The organism is Klebsiella ornithinolytica, from assembly GCF_030505655.1.
GTDB lineage: Bacteria > Pseudomonadota > Gammaproteobacteria > Enterobacterales > Enterobacteriaceae > Klebsiella > Klebsiella ornithinolytica.
This window is the reverse complement of the sequence record NZ_CP130153.1, coordinates 2,066,770-2,082,223: the sequence shown is the minus strand read 5'-3', so window position 1 is coordinate 2,082,223 and position 15,454 is coordinate 2,066,770. Positions and strand designations below refer to the sequence as shown.

Here is a 15,454-nt window from a genome sequence, read left to right as displayed (position 1 = left end):
GAGGACGAGCGGACAACGGCTCAGCCTCCCACCCCGGTCAACGTTGAACCGCGAAATGGTTACTGAGCAATGTCCCGTACGGATAAATCGTACTGACCGCTTCTACTCATATTCCGTTATACAAAAACGATGCCAGGTACGATCGGCATCCGTCATCTCACGACGCCCCCGCAGGAATGCGCTGTTCCAGCGACCCGCTTATGCAACCTTTGATTCATCAACACACAAAGCGCACCATAATGGTGCATTAGTGGATTGTTTTAGTGCCGGGTATCAAATCTGACTGAAGAGAATTTCCAGCTGCTTGAGCATCATGGAGGCAGCCAGCGACAGCTGCCGGGCGGGGGATACGCACAGCGCCAGCGTGAAGGGTTTAAGCTGCGGATCGGTCAACGGAATAAACGCCAGCTGGCCGGACTGAATCTCATCCAGAATATCAAGACGACACAAAATACCGATTCCCATCTGCTCTTTTATCAGGGTTCTTATCATATGAATGTTATTAGAAACAGCCACTTCCCTAACCTCATTGCCGCTGATATTCACCAGCGCTTCCACCGGCTCGCTGATCATCAGCGGCGCGGAAGGAATGATAAACGGGTACTCGATGCACTGATTAAATCGTACGGTGCTGCGGCTTTCCAACGGGTGGCCTTTGGGCACCACGATCCCGATATTCATTTCGGCAAAGGCCCGGACCTGCAGTTCGCGGGAACTTTGGGGGTTGAGCATGATACCAAAATCCGCCTCGCCCGAGATCAGCGCCTGCTGGATGTTGATATTGTTCATGGTGGTTAATGTAAACGAAATGTTGGGATAATGGTTATGCACCTCCTTCAGCATCGCCGAAAAGAAATGCCGGTTAATGGCATCGATAGTGGCGATGCGCACATGCCCGCGCCGCAGCCCGCGCAGGTCATCCAGCTGCTCGCACACCCGGGTAAAGTCCTTTTTCCAGTTATTTGCCGCGTGCAGGAGCAGCTCCCCGGCGGCCGTCAGGCGCAGTCCCGTCGGATGGCGCTCGAATAGCGGCATCGCCAGCTCATTTTCGACGCGCAAAATCTGACGATCGATGGAAGACGCCGAGACATGCAGCGCCTCTGACGCTTTACGAAACGACCCCTGACGGGCCACTTCGGTGAAATACAGCAGAAAACGGGAGAATGCAAACATGGTCTGGGTGCTCTCTTTTTTGCAACGGGTTGTGCGAATCAAAGCTCTGGACGCAACAGTTTTATCACAATACCGTAGCATTCATAGCGGAGAAACAATCGTTTCACCAATTAACTCACCTGGCGGACAGCCTACGGCGCAGGGCATTTTCTCCCTTCGCTGACTCAGGCCGCCCTGCAGACAGCTTAATATGGGATGGTAAACGTTAATGAAAGACGGCGATCTGATTCCTGTATCGGTCAAGGAAATAAGCCTGAACGGGCAGAGTAATCTGTCATTAAAATTTATTCCCGAAGGCGGGAAAATATTACCCGGCTATTCTGCGGGAGCCCATATCGATATTATGATTCCGGGCGTCGGCCCGCGGCAATATTCCCTCTGCGGGATGCCTGACCACCGCCAGAGTTATGAAGTCTGCGTCAAGCTCGGAGATATCTCCTCCGGCGGCTCCCGCTATTTGCATCATGCGCTTAAGCCCGGCGACCGACTCACCATCTCCCGTCCACGCAACCATTTTCCACTGCCGGCAGCCGGACGTTACCTGCTGCTGGCCGGCGGCATCGGTATCACTCCTCTGCTGGCGATGGCTGAAGAGATAGCACGGCAACATATTGATTTTGAAATACATTATTATGTCTCCACCGCCCGTCACGTGGCCTTTGCCGCGCGGCTGGAGCGGCTCTCTGCGACGGGAAAGATCGTTATCCATTGCAGCGACGAGGGGGACTCTTTGCGCCGGGAGATCCCCGCCTGTTTAACCGCGCCTGACGTCGATACGGCGGTCATTGCCTGCGGCCCGGACGGCTTTATTCAGCGGCTACAGGATATGATGCCAATATATGGCTGGCAGGCCTCGCAATTCTCATTTGAACGTTTTACCTCCGGCGGGCTGAATCATGATGTGGAGAATAAAGGTTTTTATATTGAGCTGGCGTCAACCGGCCAGCGCCTGCAGGTTGCGCCGGAACAAACCATCGCCGAGGTATTATTGCACGCCAACGTCGAGGTCATGCTCTCCTGCGAGCAGGGGATCTGCGGCTCCTGTATTACCGACGTTATCGACGGCATTCCTGAGCACCGGGATAGCGTCCTGACGGCGGAAGAAAAAGCCGGGAACCGTCAGATTACCCTGTGCTGCTCGCGGGCGAAAACGCCGGTTCTGGTTCTCGACCTGTGAGGAGAGCGACGATGCACATTCCCTCCCCCCACACGCCGCTTGCCGGCGTCAGCAACGCCCGTCTCCCGGCATGGGCGCTACCTGCGGGTTGGCCAACGGAGCATAACGGCACGCCGCTGACCGCGGACCTGACCTTTGCCGACGGGCAGATCGCGACGATAGCGCCATCCGGCCAGGCGAATCACGGCTTATGGGATCTCGGTGGAGCGCTGACGCTGCCCGGCCTTGTTGAACCCCATGCCCATCTGGATAAGACCTATACCATTGAACGCTGCCGTCCGTCGGAACCCGGTCTACTGGCCGCTATTCGCGCCATGCACGAGGATCGCCGGCACTGGACCGCACAGGATCTCCAGCGCCGTGCGTCCGCCGCACTGGCCCGGGCGGCGGCCAATGGCGTCACTCATCTGCGCACCCATATTGACTGGTTCACCGCCGCCGCGCCTGACGCCTGGCAGGAGATCGCCCGCCTGGACCATCCCGGCATCAGCGTCGAGCGGGTGGCTCTGGTGCCGCTGGGACTGTTTGCCGATCCGGCCGCCGCGGAGGCCATCGCGCAGACGGTGGCCGAAGGCGGCGAGGGCTGCTTGCTCGGCGGGTTTGTCCACTCCTCTAACTGGGATCCCGCGGCGATGGAAAACCTGCTGCGCAGCGCGACGCGCTGGCGGTTGGATCTGGATCTGCATATCGATGAGGAGCTCAGCGACAATCCGCGGGGGTTGGCCTGGCTGGCGGAGTACCTCTCCCGCCACGCTTTTCCGGGACGCCTCTGCTGCAGCCACGGCTGCGCCCTGGCCTGCGGCAGCGAAGAGCAGGCGGAGAAGATCCTGCGCCAGCTGGCGGCCCACTCCGTCACCCTTATCGCCCTGCCGATGACCAACCTGCTGCTACAGGATGCGGTTACTGGCCGCACGCCGCGCCAGCGGGGGATCACGTTGCTTCAGGAGGCCCGCTGCGCCGGCGTTGCCACCCTCCTCGGCTGCGACAATGTGCAGGACGCTTTCTGCCCGGCGGGGAGCTATGACCCGCTGGATACCCTGGCCTGCGGCCTGTTCAGCGCCCAGCTCAGCGACGTTTTCGACCGTCAGTCGCAGCTGATTTGCGATCGGGCGGCGTTAACCGGTGCGCCGGCAGACGCTGCGCCTTTCGCCGTCGGCAACGCGGCCAGCGTGGTGATTTTCCCGGGTAGCGACAGGTTTACCTGGCCTTTAAACAGTGCAGCTCGTCTGGTGATTAACCGCGGCAGGTTAACCCACCAGCGGGTGTGGCGACAGGAGATGACGTATGAGTCTTGAAGCAGGCGCGGGCGCTCCGCTGGCGCGGTATGCCGCCTGGCGCAGAGCCGGCGAGTTTATTTTTCTCTCCGGCATTATTCCGGTCAATCCGCTGAACGGCACCATCGTCAACGGCTTTCAGGATGTGCCGGAGGAGGTGCGGGAACTGCTGGGGCAAACGGGCGAGTTTTCGACGGATGCCAAACAGGGCCCGATTCTGGCCCAGAGCTGGTACGTGCTGGAAAGCATCCGCCGGACCGTGGAGTCCGCGGGCGGGCAGATGAGCGACGTCATCAAGCTGGTGCAGTACTTTCGCAACCTCGACCATTTTCCCTATTACAGCCGGGTAAGAAAGCTGTTTTACCCCGACCAGCCGCCGGTGTCGACCGTGGTACAGGTCAGCGAAATGCTGCCCGACGCCACGGTGCTGATTGAAGTCGAAGCGACGGTCTGGTTACCCCAATAATTCTCGACCCAGAGGCACAGCGATGATCAACGGTTATATTCCTGCAGAGCGCTTTCTCCCTTTTCTGAGCTGGACGGCGATTGCCGCCCTGCCGGACAAAAGCAATACGGTTATCGTGCTCCCCACCGGAGCCATCGAGCAACACGGTCCGCATCTGCCCTGTTCCGTGGACAGCGTGATCTCTTCCGGCGTGGCGGGACATGCCCTCGCCCGGCTGCCGGCGGATATCCCGGCCTACGCCATCCCGCCGATTACCTACGGAAAGTCCGACGAGCATCTGCATTTTCCCGGTACCCTGACCCTGAGCGGCGACACGCTGCTGCATACCCTCCTTGAGATAGCCGAATCCCTGTATCGCGCCGGCTTTCGCAAGCTACTGATGATCAACGGTCACGGCGGACAGCCGCAGGTGCTGCAGATGGCCTCCCGGGAAATGCGCCTGCGTCATGGCGATATGATCATCATCGCGCACGACGTGTTCAACGTCCCCAATAGCGAAAAGCAGTTTCTCAGCCCTCAGGAACAAAAAATGGCGATGCACGCGGGCCATAGCGAGACGGCGCTAATGCTGGCCCTTGCGCCGGAGTGCGTTCATATGGAGCGCGCCGTCGCCAACTTTCCGCCGCCGTTCCCCTGCCCGACCCTGTCAAAAGGCCGCCCCGCGGCGGCCTGGGCTTCCTTCGATTTTGGCCCCAGCGGCGTTATCGGCGACCCGACCCCGGCGACTCTGGAGCAGGGCCAGGGGTTACTCGAATCCCTGGCCGTCAGCTGGGCGCAGGCGATTAGCGAAATCCACCGCATGGAGTGGGTCGTACGTCACGAAGCGAGCTGGGGAAAACACCACTGGAACGGCTTTGTGCAGTCCGCCCCCTCCTCTTCCGTTGCTGAGTAAAAGGAACTCTGATGAAAAATATGCGTACTCCGGCTTACACGATGCTGGCCCTTACGGCCATCGCCGCCTCTGCATCCTGCCTCGCGGCGGAAAAATTTACTTTCCTGACCAACTGGTATGCCCAGGCGGAACACGGTGGTTTCTATCAGGCCCAGGCCAAGGGGCTGTATAAAAACGCCGGCCTCGATGTCGAGATTAAAATGGGCGGCCCGCAGATCAACGTCATGCAACTGATGGCAGCGGGTCAGGCGGACTGCACCCTCGGCGATAACGGCCAGGCGCTGGAGACCTGGCAGGCCGGCGTGCACGCCGTCACCGTCGCCACCGTTTTCCAGCATTCGCCGACGGTATTTATCACCCATGATAAGGTGAATAACCCGGCAGAATTAAAAGATAAAACCTTCTTGCTCGCTACCGAAGCCTATACCTCTTTCTGGCCGTGGGCGAAGAGCGAACTGGGGCTGGGCAACACCAAAGTGCGCCCCTATACCTTCAACGTTCAGCCGTTCCTGGCGGATAAAAATCTGGTGCAGCAGGGCTACGTAACCTCCGAGCCGTTCTCCGTCGCCAAAGGGGGGCAGCCGTTCTACGTCTATCCGCTCAGCGACTGGGGCTACCCTCCCTACGGCAACTCGATTATCTGTATGGCCGACACCATCAAGAAGCGCCCGGCGGCCGTAGCGGCATTCGTCAAAGCCTCGATGGAAGGCTGGAAAAGCTATCTTCAGGATCCCATTGCCGGTAATCAACTGATTAGCAAAGCGAACCCGCAAATGGGCGCCGAGCAGATCGCCTTTGGCATAGCCCAGATGAAGAAATATCAGTTGGTCACCGGCGGCGATGCGATGACCGACGGCATCGGTATCATCACCCAACCGCGGCTGAAAAAAACCTGGGACATGCTGGTGAAAAACAAGCTGATCGACGCCAGCAAAGTACCTTTTGAGCAGACCTATACCCTGGATATGGTCAAAGATGCCGGAGTCATGCCATGAATACCGCCCCTAAACTCACCGTCATGAGCGACAGTCGCTTCGCCCAGGCGCCCGCGACGCCGGCCATCGAAGTACTCTCGGCGGAAAAAATTTACAGCAACGGCACCCGGGCGCTGCTGCCCGTCAATCTGACCATCAATCAGGGCGAGTTTGTGACCCTGCTCGGTCCCTCCGGCTGCGGGAAGAGCACCTTGTTGAAGATGGTCGCCGGTCTGGTGGAACCCAGCGACGGTAAGCTGATGCTGTGGCGTCGCGACAGCCGGGAAAAAGCCCAGCTTCCCCTCTCTTTCGTCTTCCAGGAAGCCACGTTGATGCCCTGGAGCAGCGTCCATAGCAACGTCCGGCTGCCCCTGGATCTTGCCGGCGTCCCACGAGCAGAAGCCAACACCCGGGTGAGCGAAGCCCTTGAGCTGGTGGGGCTGGGCAAGTTCGCCAACGTCCTGCCGCGCGAACTCTCCGGCGGCATGCAGATGCGCGTCTCCATCGCCCGTGGTCTGGTGACGCGGCCAAAACTGCTGCTGATGGATGAACCCTTCGGCGCGCTGGATGAAATTACGCGCAATAAGCTCGATAGCGATCTGCTGCGTCTCTGGCAAGAGCAAAACCTGACGGTGGTGTTCGTCACCCATTCGATCCATGAAGCGGTATTCCTCTCTCAGCGGGTGATTATGATGGCGGCCCGCCCCGGCCGGGTGGTCGAAGATATCGCCATCCGGGAGCCGTTCCCACGCAGCGAGGAGTTCCGCGTCAGCCCGACATTTTCCCACTATGCCCGGCAGTTGCAGGACAGCCTCTTACAGGCAAGCCAATCCGGTATGGAGCCATAATATGAAAGCCGCTAAATCAACACCGTGGATTAATCATCCCCGCTTTCTCAAAATTCTCTACCCGACCCTCGTCGCGGTCCTGGTGATTATGCTGTGGCAGGGGGCGGTCAGCTATTTCCGCATCCCGCAATTTCTGGTGCCTTCCCCGCTCGTGATGGTGGAAAGCCTGTGGACGCATCTGACGCCGCTGCTGCTGTCGCTGCTGTTCACGCTGAAGATCACCCTGATCTCGTTTCTCCTGTCGATCGTCATCGGCACCGCCATTGCGTTTATCCTGGTGCAGAACCGTTTTGTGGAAACCGCGCTGTTTCCGTACATCGTCTTCTTGCAGGTAACGCCGATTGTCGCTATCGCGCCGCTGATCATTATCTGGGTGAAGGACGCCACCCTCTCGCTGGTAGTGTGCTCCACCCTGATGGCGGTGTTTCCGATTATCTCCAATACCACCCAGGGATTGCGCAGCGTGTCGCCCGGCCTGCTGAGCTATTTCAGGCTCAACCATGCCAGCCGCTTGCAAACCCTGGTGCGACTGCGCATTCCCTCCGCGCTGCCCTATTTCTTCGGCGCCCTGCGTATTTCCAGCGGCCTGTCGCTGATCGGCGCCGTGGTGGCGGAGTTTGTCGCCGGGACCGGAGGCACCAATACCGGCCTTGCCTATCAGATCCTGCAGGCGGGTTACCAGCTGGACATCCCGCTGATGTTTGCCGCTCTGCTGTTAATTTCCCTCGCCGGTATCGCGCTGTTTGGCGTGATGTCGTGGGTATCGCGCCGGGCGCTCAGCGCATGGCATGAAAGCGAAGCGGTGCAATCTCATTAACGTATTGATGATTAACAGGTAGAAACATGATGACTCGTGAGCAACGTCAACAGGCGGTCGCGCTGATCCAGCAGGCATTACCGGAACTGGAGTGGACCTTACAGCCAGCGAAGATCAAACGTCTTTCCCGCGATTTCCACTGGTTCAGCCCGGTGCTCAACCAGCAGCTGGAAGGAAAGCAGGCGGACGCGGTGGTCCGTCCGCGCGACCAGGAAGAGCTGCGGCAGCTGGTTGCCGCCTGCGTAGCGCAGCAGCTGCCGCTGACCCTGCGCGGTAGCGCCACCGGTAATTATGGCCAGTTGGTGCCCCTTGAGGGCGGAGTGCTGGTCGATATGACCGCCCTGAACCGGATCTGCGAACTCAAGAACGGCACGGTGCGCGCCCAAGCTGGCATTCGCCTGGCGGAGATTGAAGCCGCCACTCACCCGACCGGATGGGAGCTGCGCTGCATGCCGTCAACCTTCCGTCTGGCCAGCTTAGGCGGCCTCTACTGCGGCGGCTTTGGCGGCATCGGCTCCATTAACTACGGCCCCCTGGCTGCCCCCGGCAACGTGCTCAGCGTCAAAGTGATGACCGTTGAAGCGTCTCCCCGGGTGTTGACTATTCCAGCTCCGCAGGCGCTGCTGCTACACCACGCCTACGGCAGCAACGGCATTATTCTTGAAGTCGAACTGGCGCTGGCCCCCGTCCATCGCTGGATCGAACGCCTGGATGTGTTTGACGACTTCGCCGATGCTCTGAATTATGCCAACGAGTGCCTCCGTTCTCCCGGTTTCGTCAAGCGCCAGCTGGCGCTGCTTGCCGCGCCAATCCCCGACTATTTTAGCCACCTTAACGGCCATTATCGGGCCGGGCAACACGCGGTCATCAGCGTTATCGCCGAGGAGAGCGAAGGACTCTGTACCGGTCTGATGCTGAAGCATCGGGGAGAAAATGCCATCCGCCAGAGTAGCGATGAGGCCCGGGAGAGCCATACCTCATTAATGGAATATTGCTGGAACCACACCACGCTACATGCGCTCAAAGTCGACAATACGCTGACTTACTTACAAACGGCGTTTAATTATCAGCACTTCCCGAAGCAAATTTTGCAGATGGAACAGCGCTTCGCCGGGGAAGTTATATCGCATATTGAATTCCTCCGCGATAATGATGGCAATATTACCGCCAGCGGCCTGCAACTGGTGCGTTATTCAACAGAAGAGCGACTCAATGAGATTATGCAGATATTTCGCGATAACGATATCAAGATTAATAACCCGCATGTTTTTCAGGTTGAAGATGGCAAGCAGGGAATTATTCGCCCGGATGTCGTGGCCGTTAAACAATATATCGACCCCGATGGTTTGCTAAACCCGGGCAAGCTGCGCGGCTGGGCACTGCGCGACCAGTTAGTCTTAGACAGCAACCCGTTGTCATTAACCGATAAATAAAATTCAGGCCATCTACCTGGCGCCCTACAAAATAAAAGCACAAGGTGATTATCCGCCATATTCGTGGCCGGTATTTTTCTTTCCGAAATTGCAGTGATATTTAACAGGGTGATGTCAATGAAACGCAAAACCATATACCGTGGAGCGACGCTGGGCGCCTTGCTCATTTCCCAGGGGGTATTTATCCATGCCAGCCATGCCGCTATTCCATTAACCCACGACTGTGAATCCGGTATCGCCAGTTCACTCACCGAATTCTTTACCTGCGGTAGCGTCAGCGGCAGCCTGCGCACATTATATTATTCAACCCATAACGCCTATTTTGTTTCAGGGCTATCGCAGGACACGGTCAGCTACGGCGGCAGCGTAAAATATGCCACGGCGGAATATTATGGCGTCAGCCTCGGCGTCAGCGGCATTCTCCAGCGCGGGATTTCCCATAACGATGACCATCTGGTTAACGAACTCGGCCCCAATCAAACCGGCGTCGGCGAAGCCTGGCTCAGCTGGCATTATGACCAGTTCAGGATCACCGCCGGCGACCAGCGGATTAATATTCCTTTCATCGGCGACTATGACTGGCGCATTACGCCAATACTTTTCCGGGCGATTGATGCCAGCTATGGCGATAGCGACAATTTCCTGCATGCCACGAAAATCACTCGCTATAAACCCTGGGGCGACGACCAGTTTCTGGATACCACCGCCTATACCGACATTGAGCAAAGTACCAACGGGATGTGGGGCGTCGGCGGCGGGCGATCCATACCGTTTGGCGATCGCAAAGTTAACGCCCAGATGTGGTACGAAAACTATGACGACTATACGCGGATCGTCTATGCCGACAGTTTTCTCTCGTGGAACGAATATGCCACGGCGCCCAAAATTGGCCTCCAGTTCATTCGCGGCCTGAGCGAAGGTAAAGCGCTGGCCGGCGAAGTGAACAGCACCAGCTATGGCGCGCAGTTCAGTATGAAGCTGCTCCCGTCTCTGGCGTGGACGCTGAATTATAACCACATCGCCGCCAACGGTAATGCTTATGGCAACGGCGCCCTGGTGACGCCGTACGCACACAATACCTCTTCCGGACCCTACTTCGCTCAGCCCTTCTTTACCAGTACCCAGGACCTGGGCAGCGGCAACGCCTACTCCACCGATCTGAACTGGGCCGCCACGGAGCAGGTTTCTCTCGGCAGCCGCTACTCGTTTATGGATTTAACCCCGACGGCAGGCGCTTCCAGCAGCCACCAGTCTGAATACCTGATCTACGGCACCTACCGTTTCGGAGGGCTGCTGAACGGGCTGAGTCTGACGGACTTTGCCGGCGTACAGACCAACTCCACCTCGGATAAAAATTTCTGGCAAAATCGTCTGGCCCTCCAGTATGACTTTTAACTGCCTGACGGCAGCCCCCCTCCCTGTGCGCCAGCGGGGTTAACGCCCGGGCATCAATGGACAATGGTCGCTTTGATGCCCTTTTTCTTCTTCCAGAGCCGCGCCTGAATGTGCCGGCAGCCTGCCCTCGTCCTTACGAAGTAACCCCCACCTTGCCTGTTGACTTATTTTGTTAAAGGTTTACTTTTCAGGACATGAAGAAAATACTGATTATCGTCCCCGATGGCGGCATGTTGTTTGAGTCCGCCGGTATTGCCGACATTCTGATGCAGGCAAACCGGCTGCATGCCGACGGCGCTCTGGCGCCGCGTTATCGTGTCGCCGTCGCCACCACCCAGCCCCACCAGGTGATCCACGGTCAGTCCGGGCTGAATCTGCTTGCCGACCACCGCCTTCACGAAGTGGATCCGCGCGAACCGCTCGATACCATCATCATCACCGGCAGAGGGCAAAACGAGCAGGAAGGTACCGCCGTTGTCGACTGGCTGCGTCTTGCCGCGCCCCACGCCCGGCGCATCGCCTCCGTATGCGGCGGCGCGATGTTGCTGGCGCAAAGCGGTCTGCTGAACGGCCGGCGGGCCACCACCCACTGGAAGCTGCTGGACGCCATGCAGTCGGCCTTCCCGGCGGTGCGGGTGGAAGGCGGGCCGCTGTATATTCAGGACGGTCCGATCTGGACCTCCGGCGGCGTCAGCTCCGGTTTCGACCTGACGCTGGCCCTGGTGGAAGACGATTACGGCTTTAGCCTCGCCCGCGATATCGCCCAGGATATGGTGATGTACCTCCGTCGCCCCGGCGGCCAGCTGCAGTTTAGCCGCTATAACCTGCGGCAAATCAACAGCCCTGGGCCGATTGGCGATCTGCTTAAGTGGATGCTCGACAACCTCACCGGCAACCTGTGCGTGGAGAACCTGGCGGAAAAGGTCGCCATGAGCCCGCGCAATTTCACCCGCGTGTTTACCCGCGAAACCGGGGTCTCTCCGGCGCGCTACGTCGCCGAAGCGCGCCTTGCCGCCGCCAGAGAGCGGCTCGAGCAGAGTTACGACACGCTGGAACGCGTTGCTGAGCAAACGGGATTTGGTAGCGCTATCAACCTGCGGCGGGTCTTTGAAAAGCAGCTGCATCTGACGCCGGGAGAATATCGTCAGCGCTTTCACTGCCGAAAAATGGCGTAAAGTGATCGTTATTCGTCATTTACGCCGAAATGCCGGAAACCTAAAGTACCACCAGAGACAACAAATAAGGAGTTGATCATGGTTAAGGTCGGTATTAATGGTTTCGGCAGAATCGGGCGTAACGTCCTGCGCGCGGCGCTGGGCAATCCGGATATTCAGATTGTGGCAATCAACGATCTGACTGACAGCAAAACGCTGGCCCACCTGTTGAAATATGACTCGCTGCTGGGCACCCTGCCGGTGGCCGTGGAGGCGGCCGACGGAGAGCTTAGCGTCGATGGCCAACCCGTCATCGTCTATAGCGAACGTGACCCGGCGCGTATTCCGTGGCGAGATGCGGGGGTGGACATCGTCATCGAAGCCACCGGGTTCTTTACCGAACGTGAAAAAGCGGCGGTTCACATTCACAGCGGCGGGGCGAAACGGGTGATTATCTCGGCGCCCGGCAAGAATGACGATTTAACCATCGTGATGGGGGTTAACCACGCGCTTTACGATCCGCAGCAGCATTCGGTCGTCAGCAACGGCAGTTGCACCACCAACGGCCTTGCCCCGGCCGCTCAGGTTCTGCATCAGCATTTCGGGATCAAGCATGGCCTGATGAATACCACCCACGCCTACACCAACAGCCAGGCGCTACATGACCAGCCGGAAAAAGATCTGCGCGGCGCCCGGGCGGCAGCGTTATCCATCGTTCCCTACTCCAGCGGCGCGGCCAAAGCGTTGGGTAAAGTGATTCCGGCACTCGATGGTCGTCTGACCGGCTACTCGCTGCGCGTTCCGGTGCCGGTGGTGTCGATTGTCGATCTCACCGTCACGCTGGAGCGCGACGTGACGGCAGAAGAGGTGAATGAGGCATTCCGCCAGGCCGCTGCCGCTGGCCCCTTGCAGGGTATTCTCGGCTACAGCGACGAGCCGCTGGTCTCCAGCGACTATCAGGGCGACCCGCGTTCTTCCATTATTGATGGTCTGTCGACGCTGGTGATTGGCGGGAATATGGTCAAGATCCTCGCGTGGTATGACAACGAATGGGGCTTCTCAAATCGTCTGGTCGATTTGGCGCAGTTTATGGCCCGACGCGAGCAGTAACAACGTTGGCTGCGGCGACCCGGCAAGTCCGGGCCGCCGCAGCCGGCAACCCCGAGTCGTGCCGCCGCAATCGCCAGCGGGCGGAAAATTCGCTATTATCCGCCCCCACCCTTTTCAGGCACCTGCTCATGTCCACCATCGTCGATACGTTTATTGCGCCCCCCTGCCACGAAGCCATTGGCATCCTGTATCAGGACGAGCACCTGCTGCTGATCAATAAGCCCAGCGGGCTGCTCAGCCTGTCGGGGAAAAATCCGCAGAATCTTGACTCGGTGCACCATCGGCTGGTGCAGCAATTTCCCGGCTGTACTCTCGTTCACCGTCTCGATTTTGGTACGTCCGGGCTGATGGTGGTGGCAAAGAATAAAACCATTAATGCGGCGCTAAGCCATCAGTTCAGCCAACGTTCGGTGACTAAGGTATACAGCGCCCTGCTGTGCGGGCATCTGCGTGAGGATGAAGGCGCAATCGATGCCGCCATTGCCAAAGATCCGGCCCGCTTTCCGCGCATGGCCATTTGCGCCATCACCGGCAAGCCCGCCCGTTCCCGCTACCGGGTGACAGAACGCCTTACCCGTGAAGGCGCAGAGGGTAGCCTGCTGCCGCTGAGCCGGGTACAGCTATTCCCGGAAACCGGACGCACCCACCAGCTGCGTATCCATTGTCAACTGTTGGGGCACCCGATCCTGGGCTGCGATCTCTACGGTGGTCTGACGTGGCCGGGCAGCGCACACGCGCCGCGGCTCATGTTGCATGCCAGCGAACTGCATTTTGTTCACCCTGTCAGCGGCGAGCCCGTCACCGCGCGCAATGACAGTCCGTTCTGAATCTCCCGATGCCGGACAGTCGCCGCGGCGCTTTAAAACCGGCTTCATTATTATGTAGCAAGCTAATAAAAATGAATCATATTTCTGACGATAGCTTTTAAGCGGAACCCCCATCGGTTACGGGCGTGGAGCCACAGGCTAATTACATGAATATTCAAGTAATTAGCCGTATCAGCTCTCTTCGCAACTGCACATAACCTCTCTGTTTCCTCGTCCCTTTCACGCCCTGCCTCTCTGCACCTGGTCAGCAACCGCGCTTTTTTTGCCTCACCGTGAGTGCGAATCTACCGAGATCCGCCGACTGAACATGCCAGCCCTGGCGTATTATTCCCAGGCGATCTGGCTCTCATTATGATTCCAATATGTCGATTAAGTAACAATTCCGTATCATTTATTGAACATTAAATTGACGTTATCCCTGTCTGTTTCCTATACGTTTAGCCGACCTGTTGACCAATACTAATAATCACAATGTGGAGCTTTTGATGAACAATAGTCCTTCAATGGAACAGACCCGCTCCGAGGTACTGGTCCCGCCCTCCTCGGAGGCGAGACCTTTGGATGCCCGTCAGCAATCCGTCATCAATAAATTATTTCGTCGCTTAATCGTTTTTCTTTTTATTCTGTTCGTATTCTCCTACCTCGACCGCATCAACATTGGCTTTGCCGGCCTGACCATGGGCAAAGATCTGGGGCTCACCAGCACCATGTTCGGCCTGGCCACCACCCTGTTTTACGTGATGTACGTGATCTGCGGCATCCCCAGCAACATCATGCTCAGTATCGTCGGCGCCCGCCGCTGGATCGCTATTTTGATGGTGGTCTGGGGAATAGCCTCCACCGCCACCATGTTCGCCACCGGCCCGAACAGTCTTTACGCGCTGAGAATGCTGGTGGGGATTGCCGAAGCCGGCTTCCTGCCGGGGCTGTTGCTGTACTTAACCTTCTGGTTCCCGGCGCAATACCGCGCCCGCGCCAATGCCCTGTTTATGATTGCGATGCCCGTCACCATGGCGCTTGGCTCGCTGGCTTCCGGGTATATTCTGAATCTCGACGGCGTGCTGAATCTGAAAGGCTGGCAGTGGCTCTTTTTGCTGGAAGGGTTTCCGTCGGTGCTGCTCGGACTGGTCGTGTGGTTCTGGCTTGATGACAGCCCGGATAAAGCCAAATGGCTGACTGCCGATGATAAAGCCTGTTTAAAAGAGATGCTGGATGCCGACCGCGCGGCGGTACAGCAATCGCGACTCAGCGAAGCCAGCCTGCCGCTGTCTCAGCGCAGCATGCTGCGGGAGCTGTTTACCCCGGTTATCATGCTCTACACGCTGGCCTATTTCTGCCTGACCAATACCCTGAGCGCCCTCAGCGTCTGGGCGCCGCTGATTCTGCGCAGCTTCAACGAGCAGAGCAGTAATATCACCATCGGGATCCTGAGTGCGATTCCGCAAATCTGTACCATCGTCGGGATGATCTGGTGGAGTAAGCGTTCCGACCGCCTGAAGGAGCGTAAGCTGCATACGCTGCTGCCCTATCTGTTCGCGGCGGCGGGCTGGATGCTCACCGCCTCCAGCAGCAACCCGCTGCTGCAGTTCACCGGGATCGTAATGGCTTCTGCCGGCGCCTTTGCCGCGATGGTCATTTTCTGGACTACCCCTGACCAGTCCATTTCTCTACGTGCGCGGGCGCTGGGGATTGCGGTCATCAATGCGACCGGCATGACCGGCGCGGCGCTGGGGCCGCTGTTGATGGGTTGGCTGAAAGACGTCACGGGGAATTTCAACGCCGGTATCTTTATGGTCGCCGGGTTCCTCGTGCTGGGCGCGGTGGTGATTGCCTTGATTCCGATGAAAACGGCGGTGAAACAACGCGCTTTGTAAGCGCTGACCGTCTGATTTTCCCGCCAATAAGGTATCAGGG

At 58.2% G+C, this 15,454-nt stretch carries 14 protein-coding genes; 13 read left to right on the top strand and 1 reads right to left on the bottom strand.

Annotated features, from left to right (window positions below; genetic code table 11):
* Positions 1-273: 273 nt before the first annotated feature.
* Positions 274-1,173, bottom strand: a complete 900-nt coding sequence (locus tag Q1L34_RS09705; protein ID WP_004863639.1) for a LysR family transcriptional regulator — start codon at positions 1,171-1,173, stop codon at positions 274-276.
* Between the two features lie 208 nt (positions 1,174-1,381).
* On the opposite strand from Q1L34_RS09705, the gene Q1L34_RS09700 reads away from it, so the two are divergent.
* The 13 genes from Q1L34_RS09700 to hpaX all read left to right on the top strand — a co-directional run bounded on the left by Q1L34_RS09700 (position 1,382) and on the right by hpaX (position 15,414).
* Complete coding sequence (locus Q1L34_RS09700; protein ID WP_064358979.1) at positions 1,382-2,350, top strand: PDR/VanB family oxidoreductase; 969 nt, start codon at positions 1,382-1,384, stop codon at positions 2,348-2,350.
* Between the two features lie 11 nt (positions 2,351-2,361).
* A complete protein-coding gene (locus Q1L34_RS09695) occupies positions 2,362-3,645 on the top strand; it encodes an amidohydrolase family protein (protein WP_004863646.1) in 1,284 nt (427 codons plus the stop codon).
* A complete protein-coding gene (locus tag Q1L34_RS09690; RefSeq protein WP_004863650.1) occupies positions 3,635-4,090 on the top strand; it encodes a RidA family protein in 456 nt (151 codons plus the stop codon). Before Q1L34_RS09695 ends, Q1L34_RS09690 begins: the two co-directional genes overlap by 11 nt.
* 22 nt (positions 4,091-4,112) lie before the next feature.
* A complete protein-coding gene (locus tag Q1L34_RS09685; protein WP_004863652.1) occupies positions 4,113-4,982 on the top strand; it encodes a creatininase family protein in 870 nt (289 codons plus the stop codon).
* An 11-nt stretch (positions 4,983-4,993) separates the two neighbouring features.
* Positions 4,994-5,977: an ABC transporter substrate-binding protein gene (locus tag Q1L34_RS09680; protein WP_004863655.1), complete on the top strand. Its 984-nt coding sequence runs from the start codon at positions 4,994-4,996 to the stop codon at positions 5,975-5,977.
* Complete coding sequence (locus tag Q1L34_RS09675) at positions 5,974-6,804, top strand: ABC transporter ATP-binding protein (protein WP_004863658.1); 831 nt, start codon at positions 5,974-5,976, stop codon at positions 6,802-6,804. Before Q1L34_RS09680 ends, Q1L34_RS09675 begins: the two co-directional genes overlap by 4 nt.
* A 1-nt stretch (position 6,805) precedes the next feature.
* Positions 6,806-7,621, top strand: coding sequence for an ABC transporter permease (locus Q1L34_RS09670; RefSeq protein WP_004863661.1), 816 nt, complete (start codon positions 6,806-6,808; stop codon positions 7,619-7,621).
* Positions 7,622-7,647: 26 nt separating this feature from the next.
* A complete protein-coding gene (locus Q1L34_RS09665) occupies positions 7,648-9,054 on the top strand; it encodes an FAD-binding oxidoreductase (RefSeq protein ID WP_160873297.1) in 1,407 nt (468 codons plus the stop codon).
* A gap of 117 nt (positions 9,055-9,171) precedes the next feature.
* Positions 9,172-10,449 (top strand): hypothetical protein, encoded by a 1,278-nt coding sequence (locus tag Q1L34_RS09660; protein WP_032717134.1) that lies wholly within the window; start codon positions 9,172-9,174, stop codon positions 10,447-10,449.
* Positions 10,450-10,643: 194 nt separating this feature from the next.
* Positions 10,644-11,624, top strand: coding sequence for a GlxA family transcriptional regulator (locus Q1L34_RS09655; protein WP_071359566.1), 981 nt, complete (start codon positions 10,644-10,646; stop codon positions 11,622-11,624).
* A 78-nt stretch (positions 11,625-11,702) separates the two neighbouring features.
* Positions 11,703-12,713, top strand: a complete 1,011-nt coding sequence (gap, locus tag Q1L34_RS09650; RefSeq protein ID WP_064358981.1) for a type I glyceraldehyde-3-phosphate dehydrogenase — start codon at positions 11,703-11,705, stop codon at positions 12,711-12,713.
* Positions 12,714-12,841: 128 nt separating this feature from the next.
* A complete protein-coding gene (locus tag Q1L34_RS09645; RefSeq protein WP_071359567.1) occupies positions 12,842-13,540 on the top strand; it encodes an RluA family pseudouridine synthase in 699 nt (232 codons plus the stop codon).
* Positions 13,541-14,043: 503 nt separating this feature from the next.
* On the top strand, positions 14,044-15,414 hold the full coding sequence (gene hpaX / locus Q1L34_RS09640) for a 4-hydroxyphenylacetate permease (RefSeq protein ID WP_327204575.1): 1,371 nt from the start codon (positions 14,044-14,046) through the stop codon (positions 15,412-15,414).
* Positions 15,415-15,454 lie beyond the last annotated feature (40 nt).

Coding starts and splice junctions, on each gene's coding strand:
- Q1L34_RS09705 (WP_004863639.1), bottom strand. CDS start 1,173: ATGTTTGCATTCTCCCGTTTTCTGCTGTATTTCACCGAAGTGGCCCGT.
- Q1L34_RS09700 (WP_064358979.1), top strand. CDS start 1,382: ATGAAAGACGGCGATCTGATTCCTGTATCGGTCAAGGAAATAAGCCTG.
- Q1L34_RS09695 (WP_004863646.1), top strand. CDS start 2,362: ATGCACATTCCCTCCCCCCACACGCCGCTTGCCGGCGTCAGCAACGCC.
- Q1L34_RS09690 (WP_004863650.1), top strand. CDS start 3,635: ATGAGTCTTGAAGCAGGCGCGGGCGCTCCGCTGGCGCGGTATGCCGCC.
- Q1L34_RS09685 (WP_004863652.1), top strand. CDS start 4,113: ATGATCAACGGTTATATTCCTGCAGAGCGCTTTCTCCCTTTTCTGAGC.
- Q1L34_RS09680 (WP_004863655.1), top strand. CDS start 4,994: ATGAAAAATATGCGTACTCCGGCTTACACGATGCTGGCCCTTACGGCC.
- Q1L34_RS09675 (WP_004863658.1), top strand. CDS start 5,974: ATGAATACCGCCCCTAAACTCACCGTCATGAGCGACAGTCGCTTCGCC.
- Q1L34_RS09670 (WP_004863661.1), top strand. CDS start 6,806: ATGAAAGCCGCTAAATCAACACCGTGGATTAATCATCCCCGCTTTCTC.
- Q1L34_RS09665 (WP_160873297.1), top strand. CDS start 7,648: ATGATGACTCGTGAGCAACGTCAACAGGCGGTCGCGCTGATCCAGCAG.
- Q1L34_RS09660 (WP_032717134.1), top strand. CDS start 9,172: ATGAAACGCAAAACCATATACCGTGGAGCGACGCTGGGCGCCTTGCTC.
- Q1L34_RS09655 (WP_071359566.1), top strand. CDS start 10,644: ATGAAGAAAATACTGATTATCGTCCCCGATGGCGGCATGTTGTTTGAG.
- gap (WP_064358981.1), top strand. CDS start 11,703: ATGGTTAAGGTCGGTATTAATGGTTTCGGCAGAATCGGGCGTAACGTC.
- Q1L34_RS09645 (WP_071359567.1), top strand. CDS start 12,842: ATGTCCACCATCGTCGATACGTTTATTGCGCCCCCCTGCCACGAAGCC.
- hpaX (WP_327204575.1), top strand. CDS start 14,044: ATGGAACAGACCCGCTCCGAGGTACTGGTCCCGCCCTCCTCGGAGGCG.